The 17,284-nt window shown below is 45.6% G+C and carries 15 protein-coding genes; 10 read left to right on the top strand and 5 right to left on the bottom strand.

All coding sequences use genetic code 11. The features are described from left to right. Positions 1–4: 4 nt before the first annotated feature. From EV210_RS03690 to trhA, 4 genes are all read left to right on the top strand, one after another. A complete protein-coding gene (locus EV210_RS03690) occupies positions 5–556 on the top strand; it encodes a BMC domain-containing protein (RefSeq protein ID WP_132075745.1) in 552 nt (183 codons plus the stop codon). A 32-nt stretch (positions 557–588) separates the two neighbouring features. Beyond that, the gene (locus EV210_RS03685; protein ID WP_132075742.1) at positions 589–1,359 is read left to right on the top strand and encodes a DUF7973 family transport facilitator; all 771 of its coding nucleotides are present in this window, start codon (positions 589–591) and stop codon (positions 1,357–1,359) included. Positions 1,360–1,578: 219 nt separating this feature from the next. After that, positions 1,579–3,015 carry an aspartate ammonia-lyase gene (locus EV210_RS03680; protein WP_132075739.1) on the top strand — a complete coding sequence of 479 codons (1,437 nt, stop codon included), beginning with the start codon at positions 1,579–1,581 and terminating at the stop codon, positions 3,013–3,015. A 138-nt stretch (positions 3,016–3,153) separates the two neighbouring features. Further along, positions 3,154–3,786 (top strand): PAQR family membrane homeostasis protein TrhA, encoded by a 633-nt coding sequence (gene trhA, locus EV210_RS03675; protein ID WP_132075736.1) that lies wholly within the window; start codon positions 3,154–3,156, stop codon positions 3,784–3,786. Positions 3,787–3,868: 82 nt separating this feature from the next. On the opposite strand, the gene EV210_RS03670 is transcribed toward trhA, so the two are convergent. Next, entirely contained in the window at positions 3,869–6,121 is a 2,253-nt protein-coding gene (locus EV210_RS03670) for a HelD family protein (RefSeq protein WP_132075733.1), read from the bottom strand. Between the two features lie 314 nt (positions 6,122–6,435). Beyond that, complete coding sequence (locus tag EV210_RS03665) at positions 6,436–7,002, bottom strand: nitroreductase family protein (protein ID WP_207900640.1); 567 nt, start codon at positions 7,000–7,002, stop codon at positions 6,436–6,438. 146 nt (positions 7,003–7,148) lie between these two features. Between EV210_RS03665 and EV210_RS03660 the strand changes: the two genes are divergently transcribed. Together EV210_RS03660 and EV210_RS03655 are read left to right on the top strand one after the other, a co-directional pair. After that, complete coding sequence (locus tag EV210_RS03660; protein WP_132075730.1) at positions 7,149–8,096, top strand: AEC family transporter; 948 nt, start codon at positions 7,149–7,151, stop codon at positions 8,094–8,096. Between the two features lie 103 nt (positions 8,097–8,199). Then, positions 8,200–9,642, top strand: a complete 1,443-nt coding sequence (locus tag EV210_RS03655) for an amino acid permease (RefSeq protein WP_132075727.1) — start codon at positions 8,200–8,202, stop codon at positions 9,640–9,642. Positions 9,643–9,680: 38 nt separating this feature from the next. On the opposite strand, the gene htpG is transcribed toward EV210_RS03655, so the two are convergent. After that, entirely contained in the window at positions 9,681–11,642 is a 1,962-nt protein-coding gene (gene htpG / locus EV210_RS03650; RefSeq protein WP_132075724.1) for a molecular chaperone HtpG, read from the bottom strand. 116 nt (positions 11,643–11,758) lie between these two features. Continuing rightward, on the bottom strand, positions 11,759–12,664 hold the full coding sequence (locus EV210_RS03645; protein ID WP_132075721.1) for a LysR family transcriptional regulator: 906 nt from the start codon (positions 12,662–12,664) through the stop codon (positions 11,759–11,761). A gap of 119 nt (positions 12,665–12,783) precedes the next feature. Here EV210_RS03645 and EV210_RS03640 point away from each other — a divergent pair, with 119 nt between their 5' ends. The 3 genes from EV210_RS03640 to EV210_RS03630 all read left to right on the top strand — a co-directional run bounded on the left by EV210_RS03640 (position 12,784) and on the right by EV210_RS03630 (position 14,699). Beyond that, on the top strand, positions 12,784–13,158 hold the full coding sequence (locus tag EV210_RS03640) for a CidA/LrgA family protein (protein ID WP_132075718.1): 375 nt from the start codon (positions 12,784–12,786) through the stop codon (positions 13,156–13,158). After that, positions 13,152–13,844, top strand: coding sequence for an LrgB family protein (locus tag EV210_RS03635; RefSeq protein ID WP_132075715.1), 693 nt, complete (start codon positions 13,152–13,154; stop codon positions 13,842–13,844). The genes EV210_RS03640 and EV210_RS03635 overlap by 7 nt, the downstream gene beginning before the upstream one ends. Before the next feature lie 99 nt (positions 13,845–13,943). Then, positions 13,944–14,699 (top strand): exodeoxyribonuclease III, encoded by a 756-nt coding sequence (locus tag EV210_RS03630; RefSeq protein ID WP_132075712.1) that lies wholly within the window; start codon positions 13,944–13,946, stop codon positions 14,697–14,699. A 179-nt stretch (positions 14,700–14,878) separates the two neighbouring features. Here the strand turns inward: EV210_RS03630 and EV210_RS03625 are convergent, their stop codons facing one another. After that, positions 14,879–15,766, bottom strand: coding sequence for a LysR family transcriptional regulator (locus EV210_RS03625; protein ID WP_132075709.1), 888 nt, complete (start codon positions 15,764–15,766; stop codon positions 14,879–14,881). Positions 15,767–15,991: 225 nt separating this feature from the next. Here EV210_RS03625 and EV210_RS03620 point away from each other — a divergent pair, with 225 nt between their 5' ends. Further along, positions 15,992–17,191: an aminotransferase-like domain-containing protein gene (locus EV210_RS03620; protein ID WP_132075706.1), complete on the top strand. Its 1,200-nt coding sequence runs from the start codon at positions 15,992–15,994 to the stop codon at positions 17,189–17,191. Positions 17,192–17,284: the final 93 nt, after the last annotated feature.

The raw sequence follows: 17,284 nt of genomic DNA, 5'->3' as shown, positions 1-17,284 counted from the left end.
GAAAATGAAACATGCGATTGGACTATTGGAGATAAAGAATATAACCAAAGGGATTTTAGTCGCCGATGCTATGCTCAAGGCGGCCAATGTTGAATTGATTCTGGCCCAGCCGCTGTGTCCGGGTAAGTATGTTGCTATGGTCAGCGGAGATGTAGGGGCGGTACAAAGTGCGGTACGCAGTGGGTTGGCAGCAGGCGGCTCCGAAAACATTGTTGATGAATTTGTCCTGCCCAATATCCACCCCAGTGTTTTTCCGGCCTTGTCAGGCTGTACGGAAATTAAGAAAATAAGGTCGCTCGGCATTATTGAAAGTTATTCTGTAGCTTCGGCAATCGTTGCCGCCGACCAGGCGGTAAAGGCGGCAGCTGTAGACCTTTTGGAAGTGCGGCTTGCCCGGGGTATGGGGGGAAAGGCGGTTGTCTCGTTAAGTGGAGAGGTTGGTGCCGTGACTGCTGCCGTACGGGCAGGCAGCAGAGCGATAGAAGAAAGCGGATTTCTGGTTGATCAGCTTGTTATCGCTGCTCCCCATCAGGGCCTGCATGCCTCGTTGTTTTAAAATCGGGAAGAGAGAACAGGGGGAGATGAATCGTGTTTGCTTTCAATGAGTTGGCGGCAGCCTTTGGCGGCGGTGTCTTTGCTGCGGCAGTGGGCGGACTTCCGGCCTTTATCATGTGCGGTATTCTAGTCTTAATCAACAATCCCGACATGGCCTTCGGCCCTTATTTTGGTCCCCATATTTCCTTTGCTGCCGGCGTTGCGGCAGCAGCCTATGCCGGCAAGAAAGATCTTACTGCCGGTAACGATATCTTAACGCCTTTAATCAAATATAATAATGGACCTGTCCTCGTAATTGGCGGTATATTCGGTGCCGGTGGACTTATCATACAAAAATTACTCGCCGGTGCGGCTGTTCCTACCGATACGGTTGCCTTAACTGTAGGGCTATCCGGTATCGTTGCGAGACTTATTTTTGGCAATGGCAAACTGTTTGGAGCGTATACCCTGCCCGACCGCAGTTCGGCTGCAGCTCTTTTAGTATTAGGGCTGGGTGTAGGGCTGATTTCCGCTTATGCGACAATAGTTACGAAAAATGTTATTCTGGGCTTTGGCATAGCAGCGACAAGTCTGATTCTGGTTCAGTTTATGGGAGTGGGTCCTGTTACTCATCATCTCGCACTACCGGCGGCGGTTGCCGCTGCAGCTACCGGCAGCCTGTGGTTTGGCGCACTGTTTGGCATATTAGGAGCCTTTGTGGGCGACTTTGTGGGCAAAACCTTCAACAGCGGCAACACGCATGTTGATCCGCCGGCAATTACCATTGCAGTATTAACGACCATCGTTCTTCTCTTCTTGAGTTAATTCCGGAATCGATACGGCAGCAAGGCGCTTAGCTATTTTGAAATAGTTGAGCGCTTTGTTCTTTCTTTCGCTTTTTCCCCTAAAACAAGGGGACAGAGAAGCTGTTTCTGAGGATTTTTTAAATAAGCGGAAAGATCTTATTTGAAATATCTCTGCATAATGTATACAATATACAATATACAAGAGTGTTTCAAATATTTAATAGGGAGAGTGTGGTTTATGCGTACAGAACACGATTTTTTGGGAGAAATGGACTTGCCGGATGACGCATACTATGGAGTTCAAACCAAACGTGCTGTCCATAATTTTTCGATTACCGGTCATAAGATAAACCGGGATTTTATTATTGCCTTAGCTATTATTAAAAAGGCGGCAGCCAAGGCGAATATCCTGACAGGACAATTATCACCCGATGTTGGCACGGCAGTTGTCCAATCAGCCGAAGAGATTATTGACGGCAATTGGCATGAACAGTTTGTTGCGGATAGTATACAGGGCGGGGCCGGGACTTCTATTAACATGAATGTCAATGAAGTGATAGCTAATCTTGCGATAGAAAAGCTCGGCGGCAAGAAGGGCACTTATGATATTGTGTCACCCAATAACCATGTAAACATGTCTCAGTCTACTAATGATGTTATCCCCACCGCGATCCGTATTGCCACTATTCGAAAAGCCAACCATTTAATTAAGGAATTCGTTGGCTTAGGAGCTTCTTTATCCTGCAAGGCGGAAGAGTTCTCCCGTGTATTAAAAATGGGCCGGACCCATCTTCAGGATGCAGTTCCCATTACACTGGGACAGGAATTTAATGCGTATGCGAGTGTTGTTAACAGGGCTGCGAACCGGGTAAAAACGGCGATGGCTAAGTTATACTGCATCAATATGGGAGCGACCGCTGTAGGAACCGGCTTAAATGCCGAGCCGGAATATGTTGAGGAAGTAGTAAGGCAAATCGGGCTACTGACAGGGGAGCATTTTGTGTTGTCACCCAATCTGGTTGACGCTACGCAGAATACAGATGACTTGGCCGAATTCTCCAGTGCTCTAAAAGTCAGCGCACTGGCATTATCAAAAATAGCCAATGATTTACGGCTGATGGCATCAGGACCTAAATGCGGTTTTAATGAAATTTTGCTTCCGGCTATGCAGCCAGGCTCATCTATTATGCCAGGGAAAATTAATCCCGTAATACCGGAAGTGGTGAATCAGGTTGCTTTTCAGGTGTGCGGCAATGATTTAACTATCAGCTTAGCCGTTGAAGCCGGTCAATTTGAGCTAAATGTGATGGAGCCAGTGATTGCCTATAATCTTTTTAATTCTATTGAATTTCTGACTAATGCAATCCGTGCGCTGAATTATAATTGCATTACCAACATTAAGGCAAATTTAGCGCGATGTCAGGAAATGGTCGATAATAGTATCGGCATTATTACCGCGATCTCACCTCATATTGGGTATGAAAAAGCATGTGCCATCTCGCGGGAGTCCTTAGCTAGCGGGATCCCGGTGAAAGAGATTATTATTGCTAAGAACTTGCTTCCGGTCGAACGGTTAGATGTTATTTTATCACCGGAAGAAATGACTAAACCGGGCATTTCGGGAAAAGAATTTCTTTTGCTTGATCTAAAAGAACATGAGGAACAGGCAGTCTAGTGAACAGCTAAAATCCAGCCGCTATTTTCTGCAGCTCAGCTTACTTGGGAAGTTTTTTCTTGAGTGGGAAGCATAGTTTTGGGGGAAAGCTATGCTATAATAGAACCAGAACAAGTCCCAATGAGGCTAGGAGGTTTTATGGAAGAAATAATGAATGCCGTTACACATGGCGTAGGTGCAATTTTTGCCTTAGCCGGCCTGATTACGCTGATCGTGTCTTCTTATCTTCATGGTACGGTCTGGCACATTGTCAGTTTCAGTATATATGGTACTTCGCTGGTTCTGTTATACCTGGCTTCTACACTGTATCACAGCTTTACAAGCGAAAGGCTCAAACATATTTTTAAAATCTTTGATCATGCGGCGATTTACCTGTTGATTGCCGGTACCTATACTCCGTTTACGCTGGTCTTGCTGCATGGAACTCTTGGCTGGACCGTTTTTGGAGTAGTCTGGAGCCTCGCAGGTATTGGCGTGATTTTAAAGATCTTCTTTGTTAAGCGGTTTAACTTGCTGTCAACATTCTGCTATATTGCCATGGGGTGGTTTATAGTAGTTTTTATTAAGCCCCTCGCGGCTGCTTTGCCTGCTGCCGGAATGTACTGGCTGATTGCTGGCGGGCTCTTCTACACAGTGGGAGCTGTATTCTATCTCTGGCGAAAACTGCCTTACAACCATATGGTTTGGCACTTGTTCGTGATTGCCGGAAGTGCTGCCCATTTTATCACCGTGTTTTATTATGTTCTGCCGCTGCCTGTTGGTGGTTCATAGCAAAAAAGGAGGCATCTCATCTGAGATGCCTCTTGTTACTTTTGGGGCAATGCCAAAAGTAAGATCTAGTCTTTTTTTCTTCTTATAGCGATTTATACAAATCTTTATCCAGCTGCTCAATAAACGGTGAAACCGTTCCCGAATAAAATAGTGTCAGGCGATGCAGTGCCCGTGTGCAGATGGTATACAGAATATGTCGTTCTTCGGAATGGTTATAGTTTGCTTCATCGGCATTGATGACCAATACAGCATCAAATTCCAGGCCTTTGGCGAGGTAAGACGGCATAATCACAATTCCCCGATGAAAATGGTCATCTTCATTTGTTACCAGATGCAGCTTTAACTGATCTTTGAGCGCAGCAAAAAGCAATTCTGCTTCACTATTGCTCTTGCAGATGATCCCAATTGAGTTCCAGCCTTCTTTCGAATGCTGCCTGACGACAGTTACGATGAGCTCTGGCAATCCATCGCGGTCTTTTACAAAATGGACTACCGGTAAGGGGCCAGGCCGGTTAATGGGGTCGGCTTTAGCCTTGTGGGGAAGCAAAGCCTGACAAAATTCCTGGATTTGTTTGGTTGACCGGTAGCTGCGGGTAAGGCGGAACATATAAAACTTATCGGCATTAATGATTGTGCTGGCTGACTTGAATGTAGCAGTATGCAGAAAAGGATGCAGCCTTTGTTCGGGATCGCCGACAACAGTCCAGGAGGAGTTGGGGAATAGATTGACCATTATTTTGTATTGCAGCGCGGTATAGTCCTGGGCTTCATCGATGATGAGATGCCGAATATCCGGTCTGGCGGCAAAGCCCTGAAGAGTGCCTTGAAAATATAAGAAGGGGGGAATGTCTTCATACGGCAAAATACCCTGATTAATAAAGGAAAGGCTTTGTTTTCGGATCGCATGCCATTTTGCCGGCAGCTTATTACCCAGATAGTGAATAAGCCGACTGTTCTTGGAGTAAAAACGGCGATATTCCTCCAGTGGATTAAGGCTGGTAAGGCGGTCAATTTTATCAAAAATCGGCTGGAGCTGCTGTTTGGCTTGAATACGGGCAAGTGCTTTAATTACTTTTTCGTTTACTTCTTCATCGCCGGCAATCAGTGCGGCCTCTTTTTCATTGCGCAGGGCATGAATAAAAGGACGCATACGGATTTGCAGTAACTCGCGGATTTTCCCCAGCCTGAGTGTTACAGGCATAGAAGAGTAGCTTTCCAGAAAATAGTGCTTCCAGTCATTTTTGGTGAAAATAATCTCACCTTGAACTTCAATGTCCGGATAATCATTTACCAGGCTCGTTTGCAGCCAGCTTAAATATTCTTGCAGAGCCTGATCAAAAGTTCCGGAGGATTTGAAGCGAATACCAGCTGCCCGAATTTGCGCTGATTCCTCATGCGAATTGGCAAAAATCTGCTCCAGGTGGGCGGAGCGGGTTTCAAATTGCAGCGAAAGATTAGCTGACGATTGGGTGACATAGTCCTGAAACGTCATTTGCGGTACATTTTCTTCGCCCAGCTCAGGCAGAACGTTTGACACATAATCACTGAACAGATGATTAGGGGAGAGAATAAGCACATTCTTTGCGGTGATTTTATCCCGGTCACGGTACAGCAGAAAGGCGATGCGGTGCAAAGCAACAGAAGTTTTACCGCTGCCGGCAGGACCTTCCACAAATAGCGCCCGGTGCGTTTCGTCGCGAATAATTTGATTTTGCTCACGCTGAATACTATTCACGATCGTGTGCATTTTATCATCAGCGCTTTTCCCTAAAATTTCCTGCAGCACTTCATCATCTATTTTCCAATCGGCATTAAACATATATTCCATATGCCGGTTTACAATTTTATATTGCCGTTTTAAGGTAATCGAACCATTGATAATGCCTGCCGGGCAATCATACCAGGCTTTTCCCAGACCAAAATCATAAAACATGCCTGATACAGGGGCCCGCCAGTCGTAGACAAGAAATTCTTCTGTCTCCGTATGAGTCAATGTCGCAATTCCTATGTAAATTTGCTCAGTTTGCTCTTGATAGCCGGGCGTTTCTTCCACAAAATCAATTCGTCCGAAATAGGGAGAATTGATCATTTTCCGAAGCCGCTGCGCCGCATTATGCGTTACGGAAGTAAGCGCCCGCTGGCGATCGACCGTTTCTACCAATTGCGCTTCGTCTACGGTGTTGCTGCCGCCATAATCCCAATAGCTTTGCAAAGATGTTTTCAGCTCGGCTTCTTGAGCACTGCAATCCTGGTCACTGCTCAGGAGTTGTTTTTCTATTTCTTCAAGCGTTAAATCAAGTCGCCGCAGTTCGGCTTGCCGTTCCTGATCGTTCATGCTAGGCCTCCGAGTTACAGAATGGAAGGATCAAAGTTGACAAGACCCTGATCCTCACTGTATAATTAACGTGGATTATTATGAATAAAGCAAAATATGCAGACTTATATAGTAACAGGATTTTTCTTAAAACACAATACGTATAGATGCGGTTATTTTTCCTGAAAAAGCAGCACTGACATGTAATGTTCTTTATTGCTTATTCTTTCATCATTTTTGTTGAATATTCAAAAGTACCCTGCGGTTTGGCCGCAGGGTTTTTCGTTGCCGACAATTAAAGCAGGTATTGAAATACCTGCTTGTCGGTTGTTGAATCAGCGAATATAATGAACCCGGTTAGGTTTACGGGCCGGTGCGTTGACGGCATTGGCCTTTTTATATCCCAAAGCGACAGAACAGACGGGCTTGAAACCATCAGGAATACCTAGTTGCTGCCTGAATTTATTGGCATCAGGATGATAGAATAAAAACAGGATTAAATTGACCCAGCAAGCCCCCAGGCCGATTGACTCAGCAGCAAGCAGCATATTTTCGTTGGCGGCGGCGCAGTCTGATTCAATTGACGTGGCTGTTTCCTTACCGGAAACTAAAATGACCGTAGGTGCCCCATAGAAAATATGGAGCTTATCATTATTGGCCATTGCCCGGATGTGTTCGTCGTCAAAGGTTTTTGCAGCTTCTTTGGCATGCAGATTCAACCGGTTGAGCAGCTCTTGATTCTGAATGACGGTAAAATGCCAGGCTTGTTGATTAACAGCACTTGGCGCGTATAAACCGGCTTCAAGGACAGTCTGGAGTTCTTCCTCTGTAATTTGCTCTTCTTTGAAGCTGCGGATGCTGCGCCGGTTTTTTATTGTTTGTAAGGTTTCATTGATAATCATGGGACTAACCTCCTAAACAGTATTTTTAGTATATACGTGAGTGAATTCGGATATCCTGCAAAGGAATTTCGCCTGTTAAAACATTGCCTGCCGGATTATCTATTGATACAATTAGGAGAGCAGAATCCTGCAGTAGGAGAAACAGCGTGGATATTAAAGTTAAATTAGCATACATCCTTGTTGATTTGGTTTTGCCTTTGGCACTTGGTTATGCATTGCGTTATCACAGAAAAGATTATGAACGTTTCTTTCAAAAAATGATTGATTGGAATATATGTATCATTTACCCGGTCTTATCGGTTTTGACATTTTGGGTACTTTCCCTGTATTACGAATTAATCTGGTTTCCTGTGTTCGGAATATTAATCAGTCTTATCCCCGGAGCGATTGCTTATCTGCGGGTTAAGAAAAAGTACACGGAAGAGCTGAATAAAGGAACTTATATTATTTGCGCGATGCTGTCGAATGTAGGCACCCTCGGCGGTTTATGCGCCTTTATTTTATATGGTGAAACGGGATTTGCCTATACTCAGCTGGTTGTGCTGCTGCAAACGGTGATTACCTTTATGTTTTGCTTTCCCTTAGCTCATTATTATTACCAGCGCAGCATTCAGCAATGTACGGAAGGACCATCATTTTCATCAATGTTTCTGAATCGGACCCAGCTGCCGGTTGTGGGGATGGCAGTAGGCCTGATGCTCAGGTTTGCCGATCTTCCCCGGCCGGAACTGGCCGGGGCTTTTGTTGATCCGCTGGTGCACCTTGGTGCCTGGACGGCTTTGCTCCCTATTGGCTATTCGATTGATTTTTGCCGGATGCGCGCCTGCTATACAGGGATTCTAGACTTGATTCCCATTAAATTTATAATTACGCCCCTTCTGTCGTATATGCTGGCAGTTTTGGTTTTTACAGATGAAATCGCCCGGAATACCATTTTAATACTGGCCTGTATGCCAACTGCTATTAATGCTGTTGTAGCCGCTAAAATTCACAATCTGAATCTCGATATTGCTATGGCTGCTTTTGTGCTTACGACGGTGGTATTTCTGCTAGTGGAGCTTCCGGTGCTGTTCTTATGGCTTCATCTGCAATAAAACGTACAAGCGTGCATGTTTTTTGACTCTCTCTCTTTTCTCATAACTTGGCCGTAGGTGGGAGATACTTTTTTCATGAGTATCTTTACCGGGAGGTTTCATCTTGGAGAAAAATGATAAGGGCTTATCAGCCTGGCAATTGACGATGATGGCATTAGGAACGGTGATTGGCGGCTCTTTTTTTCTTGGGTCGGCAGTAGCCATCCAGGCAGCAGGTCCAGCAATCCTGATTTCCTATTTGCTGGCAGGCGCTTTGGTTTACGTTATTCTCTTTGCCCTGTCGGAAATGACAGTAGCCGATCCTGCTCCCGGCTCGTTTCGTACCTTTGCGCAAAAAGCATATGGGCCGGGACTGGGATTTGTCGTAGGGTGGGTGTATTGGAGCGGTATGGTACTTGCCATGTCGAGCGAGGCCGCGGCCGTATCCATTATCCTGCAAAAATGGTTCCCTGCACTATCGGTGCCTTTATTGGGAGCTGGCGTGATTGTCAGCGTGACTTTTCTAAATTTGCTCGGGGCTGATAAACTAAGTAAGCTGGAAAGCGGGCTGGCGGCTGTAAAGCTGCTCGCGATTGTCGGCTTTGTTGTGGTGGGAGCTGCTTTAATCAGTGGCGTTTTTACCGGCACGGAGCGGGTAGGAGCCGGAGCTCTATTGACCGAACCCTGGTTTCCCCGGGGAATAGCAGGGATTGCCGGAAGTATGCTGATTGTTATGTTTGCCTATGCGGGATTTGAAATTATTGGTCTGGCAGCTTCAGAGACTGCTAATCCTGCTGAGACCGTGCCCAAAGCGATCTCCTATACGATAGCCGGATTGGCAGGTCTATATATTGCTGCAGTGCTTATTTTGCTGCCGCTTATTCCCACAGCCGCTTTAAGTACCGCTGAAAGTCCGTTGGTCTTGGCGTTAGACCAGTGGAATCTTGGCTGGGCAGGTACAGTTATGAATATTGTTTTGGTTACCGCTATCCTTTCCACTATGTTAGCCGCCATGTTTGGCCTGGGCCGGATGATCCGCTCGCTGGCTGAAGAGGGGCATGCGCCTGACTGGGTGAAGGATACAGGCGATATACCGCGCAAAGGAATTTTGTTTTCAGGTGCTGCCATGCTGGCGGCACTGGGAATGGGTTTCTTTCTTCCAGAACAGGTCTATCTTTTTCTTGTCAGCTCAGGTGGATTTTCTCTGCTCTTTGCCTATGTGGTTATTCTGGCTTCTCATTATAAGTTTCGCAAGGAGCATGGCTGTTCGCCTGATGGCAAATGCCAGCTTCCCGGCTATCCCTATACTTCCTGGCTGGCTTTGGCAAGCTGCTTATTAATCATTGCCAGCATGCCGCTTGTCGCCGGGCAGGGGGCCGGTCTGGCAGCCGGAATGGGATTAGTATTGCTGTTTTCAGCGATTTATACTGGTCAAAAGCTCTATCAGAAAAGAGCGGCGGCTGCACCTGGTACTGCCAGCCGGCAGCTGCAGTTTGAAACCGCTGAGGAACTGACGCCTGATCAAGCCAAAATCAATCGACAGCAAAACAAGGAAAACGACGAATAAAAACTGCCCTGCTCAAAAGAGCAGGGCAGTTTTATTCATTAATTTTTGCTGCGAGCCATCAGGCGGGACATCTTATCGGCAAAGCCAATCGGATCTTCAGGCGGGAGGCCTTCAATCAGCATTGCCTGCACATAAAGCAAATCGCAATAGTCCTGGAACGCTTCTGATTCAGGAGCAGTTTCATACAGTTCTTTCAGTGCTGCGAACACTTCATGTTCCGGATTCAATTCCAGGATGCGCTTGGCTTTGAACATGGTCTTATTCATTTCAGCCAGGATTTGCTCCATAGAAAGGCTGATTCCACTATTATCGCTGACTAAGCAAACGGCACTTGATTTTAAGCGGCTGCTGATTTTTACATCAGCAATTTTGCCGTCTAAATGTTCTTTTACCGCTTTAATTAGGCCTTCATTTTCTTTGGCCAGAGCCTCGGTATCTTTTTTGCCTTCTTCTGTGTCTATTTCGTCAAGATTCAAATCGCCACGGCTGACGGACTGGAATTTTTTCTCCTTATATTCCCGTAAAGCATCAATAGCGAATTCGTCAACTTGATCGAAGAGATAAAGAACTTCGATTCCCTTTTCACGCAACAGCTCCAGCTGAGGCAGGCGGTCTACCGAAGCCTGGTCTTTACCGGTAGCATAATAAATCGATTTTTGATTTTCCTTCATGCGCTGCACATATTCCTCCAGGGTAGTGAGCTCCTCGGCGGAGCGGGAGGAAGAGAACAACAGTAAGTCTTTCAGTTTATCCCTGCTCTGGTAATCGGAATATACGCCGATTTTGAGCGCCCGTCCGAATTCCTTCCAGAATTTTTCATATTTTGGACGGTCTTTGGACAACTGGCTGCTCAGGGATTTCAGGACATTTTTCTCCAGATTCTTACCGATCAGTTTGAGCTGGCTGCTGTGCTGTAAAAGCTCCCGGGAGATATTTAAGGAAAAGTCCGGAGAATCAACTAAACCGCGGACAAAGCGCAAATACTCGGGCAGCAGATCCTTGCAGTTGTCCATGATGAAAATCTGTTTTGAATAGAGCCTGATTCCTGCAGTTGCTTCACGGTCATAAAAATCGTAAGGCGCATGCGACGGAATGAACAGGAGGGACGTATATTCGACGGCGCCTTCAGCCTTATTGTGCAGGATTTCCAAAGGTTCTTCCCAGTCGTGAAACAGATTTTTGTAGAAATCATGATATTCTTCGGTAGTAATCGAGGCCTTGCTCTTGGTCCACAGCGGTGTCATGGAGTTTAACGTGCGCAATTCCACCACTTGCTTTACCGGAGCATCTTCAATTACTTTCCCGTCGGCATCCCGTTCGCGCTCTTCCCGGGTAAAGTTCATTTTAATCGGGTAGCGGATATAATCTGAGTATTTTTTGATCAGCGATTGGATAACGGAAGTATTTAGAAAATTTTGTTCCGGTTTTTCGGAGGAATGGAATTCTTCTTTTAAACTTAAAGCAAGAGTCGTTCCCCGCTGGGGCTTTTCAATTTCTTCAATTGTATATGTACCGTCGCCGGTTGATTCCCACTTAATGCCTTTTTCCTGGCCAGGTGCCCGCGTGATGAGGGTCACTTTATCAGCAACCATGAAAGCAGAATAGAAGCCAACACCGAATTGGCCGATTAACTCATGCTCGGAGGCTGTTTCATTTTCTTTTAGTTTTTCGAAGAAAGCTTTGGTTCCCGATTTGGCAATAGTACCGATATTTTCAATTACCTCAGCATAGGTCATGCCAATACCGTTGTCGGAGATGGTTAATGTATGGCTGTCCTCATCAGGGACAATAAAAATTTCAAAGTCCCGGTTATTTTCCAGCAAATCCTGATTGGTTAACGACTCAAAACGGATTTTATCAATGGCATCAGAGGCGTTAGAGATTAACTCCCGTAAAAATATTTCCCGGTTCGTATAAATAGAATGAACCATCAAATCCAGCAGTTGTTTGGTTTCTGCCTGAAACTCCCGGGTTTCTTTGGTAAGTGTTTGTTCAGTCATGCAGATTCTCCTTTACTAGGTAATTACGAGTTCACATGTGATTGTTAGCACTCTTGTGTAATGAGTGCTAATACTAGTTCTATCATATCGCGATATTGGGTTAAAATCAATCATTTTTATAGACTCGTGTTCGTATTTTGCGCAAGAAAAAACGCTTTGGTGAAGCTCAGCCATTCCCGGGCCGCAAAAGATAAATAGCGGTTTTTTTGGCGGATGATGGCCAGCTTCCAGGGAATGACCGGATCAGTCAAAGGGATGCAGCGAAACCGGTCCTTATCTAATTCCTTACAAACTGTTTCCGGCAGCAAGGCGATGCCCAGTCTGGCACCTACCATTTCGCCAATGAAATCCCATTGCGAGCTTTGACAGGCAATAGCCGGCCGAAACCCTCTAGCCTGACACTGGCTGAGGATATGGTCATATAAAGAAAAGTCCTCTTTATATAAAATAAAGGGCTCTTCTTTTAGGGCCGCCAAGGTGAGGGCAGTATTTCCGGCAAGTGGGTGCTCCTGATATAAAACAACGCACAAAGCTTCATTCACAAAAGGAAAAAGTTCAAAGCCCTCCTGGCTTGCTGGCAATGCAATTACTCCGAGGTCCAGTGTCCCAGCCTCTACACCAGCTTCAATTTGTTTGGAGCCAACTTCGATCAATTTAATTTGGATAAGCGGATATGCCTGCCGGAAATGGCCAATGACTTTTGGGAAAAAACGGGCGCCTACCATAGGTGGCAGTCCAATCGTAATTTCCCCCTTTTTTAGATTGCATACTTCGCTTAACTCAGATGCAAGATCCTGGAATTCCAGAACAACATGCTGTGCCTTTTCAAACACGGCTTTCCCGGCATCTGTTAATTCAACCTCCCGTCCTGCCCGTTCCAGCAAGGTAATATTTAATTCATTCTCCAGTGTTTTAATGACCTTACTGATCGACGGCTGGCTGACACGCAGGGTTTGTGATGCTTTGGTAAAGCTCTTTTGACGGGCTACTTCAAGGAAGTAACGTAAATGCAAAATATCCACAGGAAAACCTCCGATGCTGACGTCATTATAGCTTTAACGCATAGCTGTTATATATTACAAGTATTTTATTATTCCTGCCGGACGATGTAGACTGAGATGCATGACAGGAGTGAGGATATATGCATTTGGTAAAAATTACGATGCAGGTTTTATTATTATGTGGTATCAATAGTATTGGCAATAGCCTGTCGGAATTGATTGGCAGAGGGATTCCCGGTAATTTGCTGGGGATGGCAATCCTTTTCGGATTGCTGAAAACAAAAATTTTGTCGTTAGCGTGGGTTGAAGCAGGTGCAGATTTTTTAATTGCTGAGCTGTTATTATTTTTTATCCCTTCGGCAATTGGGGTCATGCAATATGAAAGTGTATTTGCCAGTCAGATCGGAGTCTTATTATTTGTTGTAGGTTTCAGCATTGCTGCAGTCCTGGCAGCTGTTGTGCTGTCGGCTGAGGTAATCGGCCGTTACCGGGAAAGAAGGGAAAAAGCATGTTAGTACTATTTGGATTGTTTCTGACGATTATTGTTTATATCCTGGCGAAGCTGCTTTACCGGCGATCGTCTGCAATTGCATTATCACCGCTGATTGTTTGTCCCGTCGTTTTGATTGCCCTGCTGACAGGCTTTCATATTTCTTTTGCCGCTTATGACCGGGGAGGCCATTTATTGAGCTACATGCTGCAGCCGGCAACAGTGGCTTTTGCCGTGCCGATGTACAAATACCGGACTATTATTAAGACCTATCTTGTTGAGCTTATGGTGAGCGTAACCGTTGGCGCTGTCGTGGCGATTTTGACATCTGTAGGAGCTGCAGAACTGCTGGGGATTGACCCGCAGATAGTGACAAGTCTTGCTCCTCGATCCATTACCACCCCCATGGCCATGAATGTTGCCCGGGTTTTAGGGGGAGATCCGGCAATGACCGCCGTTTTTGTGATCGTTACAGGTGTGATTGGAGTCGTACTAACTTCTTCGGCACTGAAATGGGGCTCAATTAAAACACCTGTTACCAGGGGGATGATGTTTGGGATCACCGCTCATGGAACTGGAGCCTCCAAAGCCTATGAATTGGGATCGCTGGAAGGGGCGATCGCCAGTCTCTCGATGATTTTTATGGGCTTAATTACCACCGTGGCCGCTCCCTTGCTAGTACCGTTTTGCTTTGCTATCTGGCGCTCATAGCTGCTTTGCAATGTGCAGCTCTGTCAACAAGGAGTATCGACAGGCTAGCTCGAATTCTCTATTAGAGCTGCGCAACAAAAATGGAAAGTAGGTACGAAAATGAAATTGGTGTCATGGAATGTAAATGGACTCAGGGCATGCTTAAATAAAGGTTTTATCGATTTTTTTACGCAGATCGATGCCGATATATTTTGTGTACAGGAAACAAAAATGCAAGAAGGTCAGGTTGATATAGAACTTGCCGGTTACGAAAAGTATTGGAACTATGCCGTAAAGAAAGGGTATTCCGGTACGGCTGTTTTTACCCGGCTGAAGCCGCTGGCTGTTACCTATGGCATGAATCATGAGGAACATGATCAGGAAGGGCGCCTGATCACATTAGAGTTTGATGATTTTTTTCTGGTAAATGTTTACACACCGAACTCGCAGCGTGATCTTTTGCGGCTTGACTACCGCATGAAATGGGAGGATGCTTTTCGTGAACATCTGCAGCAGCTTGATAAGAGCAAGCCGGTGATTGTCTGCGGCGATATCAATGTTGCCCATCAGGAAATTGATTTGAAGAATCCGAAAACCAATAAACGCAATGCTGGCTTTACGGATGAGGAGCGAGGCAAGTTTACCGAATTGCTCCAGGGAGGGTTTACCGACAGCTTCCGCTTTTTGTACCCTGATAAGGAAAATGCCTATACCTGGTGGTCGTATATGATGGGGGCACGAAGCCGCAATATTGGTTGGCGTATTGACTACTTCCTCATTTCCAACCGTCTTCAGGAGCAGGTTAAAGAGGCGGTTATTTACCCGGAGATTATGGGCAGTGATCATTGTCCGGTAGGCTTGGAGATATTTTCTTAATAAAAGAAGCTGTCGCAAAATGCTTTAAAAAGCATAATGTGACAGCCTTTTTTTGTATATCCAGGCAACAGCGGAAAAGGACCGGCTTGTTACTTTTGTGACAAACGAATTTCTTAACGTAAGCTGAGCATTTCCCATCCTGCGGACCGCCTTTTTCCAGAAGGAAGGAAACGAGGATTTTAAGCAAAGAACCGGCTGCGGGTTACTTCCAGAAAGCTTAGCATAACCGGTGACAGCCATTTGTCCTTATGATAGATCAACTGGGTATACATGCCAAAGTCAGGACCGGTCCAGGGTAATTCGGCAAGCAGATTAGCGGCGAGTTCTTTTTCAATATAGATACGCGGTAAAATCGCTACACCTAGGCCGCTGATAACAAATTGTTTGATGGCCTCGATATTTTTCACTTTCATAAATGAGCGGGGATGAATATTGTTTTGTGCCAGCAGATTTTCAATATAATCGCGATAAGCGCAGCCCGACTGAGTAACAATAAAATCCTCGGCTGCCACATCAGTCAGGCTGAAGGTGCTTTGATCGGTCAGGCGATGATCAGGTGCAACAATGAAGGACATTGGCTCCGGGCATAGCACCTCGGAAGTGAGATCAGGATAGCTGTTTTTTTGAGCCAGGATGAATGCCAGGTCAATACCATTATTTTTCAGGTCATCGCGAAACTTGGCAATACTGCCGAACTGCAGCTCAAGCGCAACGGCAGGATAGCTGTGACGAAACTCCTTTAGCAGGGCTGGTAAGCGCAGCACAGAGAACGTTTCACTGGCGCCGATAATCAGCTTTCCGCAGCAGGATTGCTGTGGTGATACCGCACTGGCAGCTTCCTGGGTAAGTTTTAAAATACGCTCGGCATAACCTAAAAACTGTTCACCATCCCGGGTTAAGCGAATACGGTGTCCGAGACGGTCAAACAATTTGATATTTAATTCTTTTTCCAACGCTTGAATATGGGTGGTTAGTGTAGGCTGCGTATAGCCTAATTGCTCGGCAGCCAGTGCGAAGGTGCCGGCTTGAGTGATTGTCACAAATGTTTGCAGTTGTCTAAACTCCAAAATAATGACCTCGCTATTGAAAAAAATTATTGAAGTTTTTAGTTTAATTAATCGTATTGATAGGATAACATACTGGCCCCAGTGCGGCAATAGGTGCAGTTTACTGGGTACCGCCGAAAGAAGCGGAGGGGTGGCAGGTAAATGCTAAGCATAAGCCGAAGTTTCATTATATACTGCTTAGACTATAGTAGAGCCATCATATATAGAAATTGGAGGTTGATAGGTATGGCAGGTCATTTTGCCCGCCGGGTAGAACAAATGAAGGCTTCCGAAATCCGGGAAATCCTGAAAGTTACGGAACGGCCTGACGTGATATCCTTTGCCGGGGGACTTCCGGCACCGGAATTGTTTCCTGTAGAAGAGATGAAAGCAGTGTGTACAGCTGTTCTCAGTGACGATGGCAGGGCAGCACTGCAATACAGCACAACGGAGGGGTATCAGCCGCTTAGAGAGCAGATTACAGCTAGAATGGCTGAGGCAGGAGTGGTTGCTTCCTGCACTGATGTATTGATTGTCAGTGGTTCGCAGCAAGGACTCGACCTTACAGGGAAAGTATTTTTAGATGAAGGCGATATTGTTATTTGCGAAAGTCCCACTTACCTTGCCGCTATTAATGCCTTTAAAACTTACTCTCCTCAATTTGTGGAAGTTGCTATGGATGAGCAGGGGATGATCATGTCCGCCCTTGAAGAGACTCTGCAGCGCTATCCACAGGCGAAACTTATTTATACCATTCCGGATTTTCAGAATCCTACTGGCAGGACTATGAGCATCGATAGACGGAAAAGATTAGTTGAGCTTGCCAATCAATATGATGTGATGGTGATGGAAGATAATCCTTATGGAGAATTGCGTTTTGCCGGAGAGCGTGTACCGCCGGTAAAAGCTTTTGATACAGAAGGGAGGGTCATTTACCAAAGCACTTTCTCTAAGGTTCTTACTCCGGGAATCAGAGTGGGCTGGCTGTGCGCGGCGCCGGAGATTCTACAGAAATACATAATATTCAAACAGAGTACCGATTTACATACCAACACAATGGCCCAGCGGCAGGTAAGCAAATTCATGGAAATGTTTGATCTAAAAGAACATATTGAAAAAATTAGAAAAGTATACAAAACAAGACGGAATCTGATGCTGGAAGCAATAAAAAGTGAATTCCCTGCGGGCGTAACCTATACGCAGCCCGATGGGGGATTATTTCTCTGGGTAGAGCTTCCGAAGGAGCTAAATGCCCGGGATTTATTGATCAAATGTCTTGAAAAGCAGGTTGCCTTCGTTCCGGGAGGCGCGTTTTTCCCGAATGGCGGCAATGAAAATACATTGCGCCTGAATTTTTCCAATATGTCAGAGGAACGGATCGTTGAAGGTATTGCCAGAATTGGTAAGTTGATAAAAGAGATCTGTCAGGAGAAAAACCGCCAATAGGCGGTTTTACTTTTCCAAAAAAAGCATTCCAATTTTTAGTAAAGCATGCTAATATCAAGTATCTCGTTCGTACAAGTAATCATCATCAACTTA

Origin of the sequence: Anaerospora hongkongensis (assembly GCF_004339805.1) — a bacterium.
GTDB classification, from domain to species: Bacteria; Bacillota; Negativicutes; order Sporomusales; family DSM-15969; genus Anaerospora; species Anaerospora hongkongensis.
The sequence above is the reverse complement of the archived record's forward strand: the minus strand, read 5'-3'. Positions and strand labels throughout refer to the sequence as shown.

Bases quoted from the DNA above. Each gene is read 5' to 3' on its own strand.
- EV210_RS03665 (WP_207900640.1), bottom strand. From the start codon at position 7,002: ATGATTATCAATGAAACCTTACAAACAATAAAAAACCGGCGCAGCATC.
- EV210_RS03620 (WP_132075706.1), top strand. From the start codon at position 15,992: ATGGCAGGTCATTTTGCCCGCCGGGTAGAACAAATGAAGGCTTCCGAA.
- htpG (WP_132075724.1), bottom strand. From the start codon at position 11,642: ATGACTGAACAAACACTTACCAAAGAAACCCGGGAGTTTCAGGCAGAA.
- EV210_RS03680 (WP_132075739.1), top strand. From the start codon at position 1,579: ATGCGTACAGAACACGATTTTTTGGGAGAAATGGACTTGCCGGATGAC.
- EV210_RS03635 (WP_132075715.1), top strand. From the start codon at position 13,152: ATGTTAGTACTATTTGGATTGTTTCTGACGATTATTGTTTATATCCTG.
- EV210_RS03690 (WP_132075745.1), top strand. From the start codon at position 5: ATGAAACATGCGATTGGACTATTGGAGATAAAGAATATAACCAAAGGG.
- EV210_RS03640 (WP_132075718.1), top strand. From the start codon at position 12,784: ATGCATTTGGTAAAAATTACGATGCAGGTTTTATTATTATGTGGTATC.
- EV210_RS03670 (WP_132075733.1), bottom strand. From the start codon at position 6,121: ATGAACGATCAGGAACGGCAAGCCGAACTGCGGCGACTTGATTTAACG.
- EV210_RS03630 (WP_132075712.1), top strand. From the start codon at position 13,944: ATGAAATTGGTGTCATGGAATGTAAATGGACTCAGGGCATGCTTAAAT.
- trhA (WP_132075736.1), top strand. From the start codon at position 3,154: ATGGAAGAAATAATGAATGCCGTTACACATGGCGTAGGTGCAATTTTT.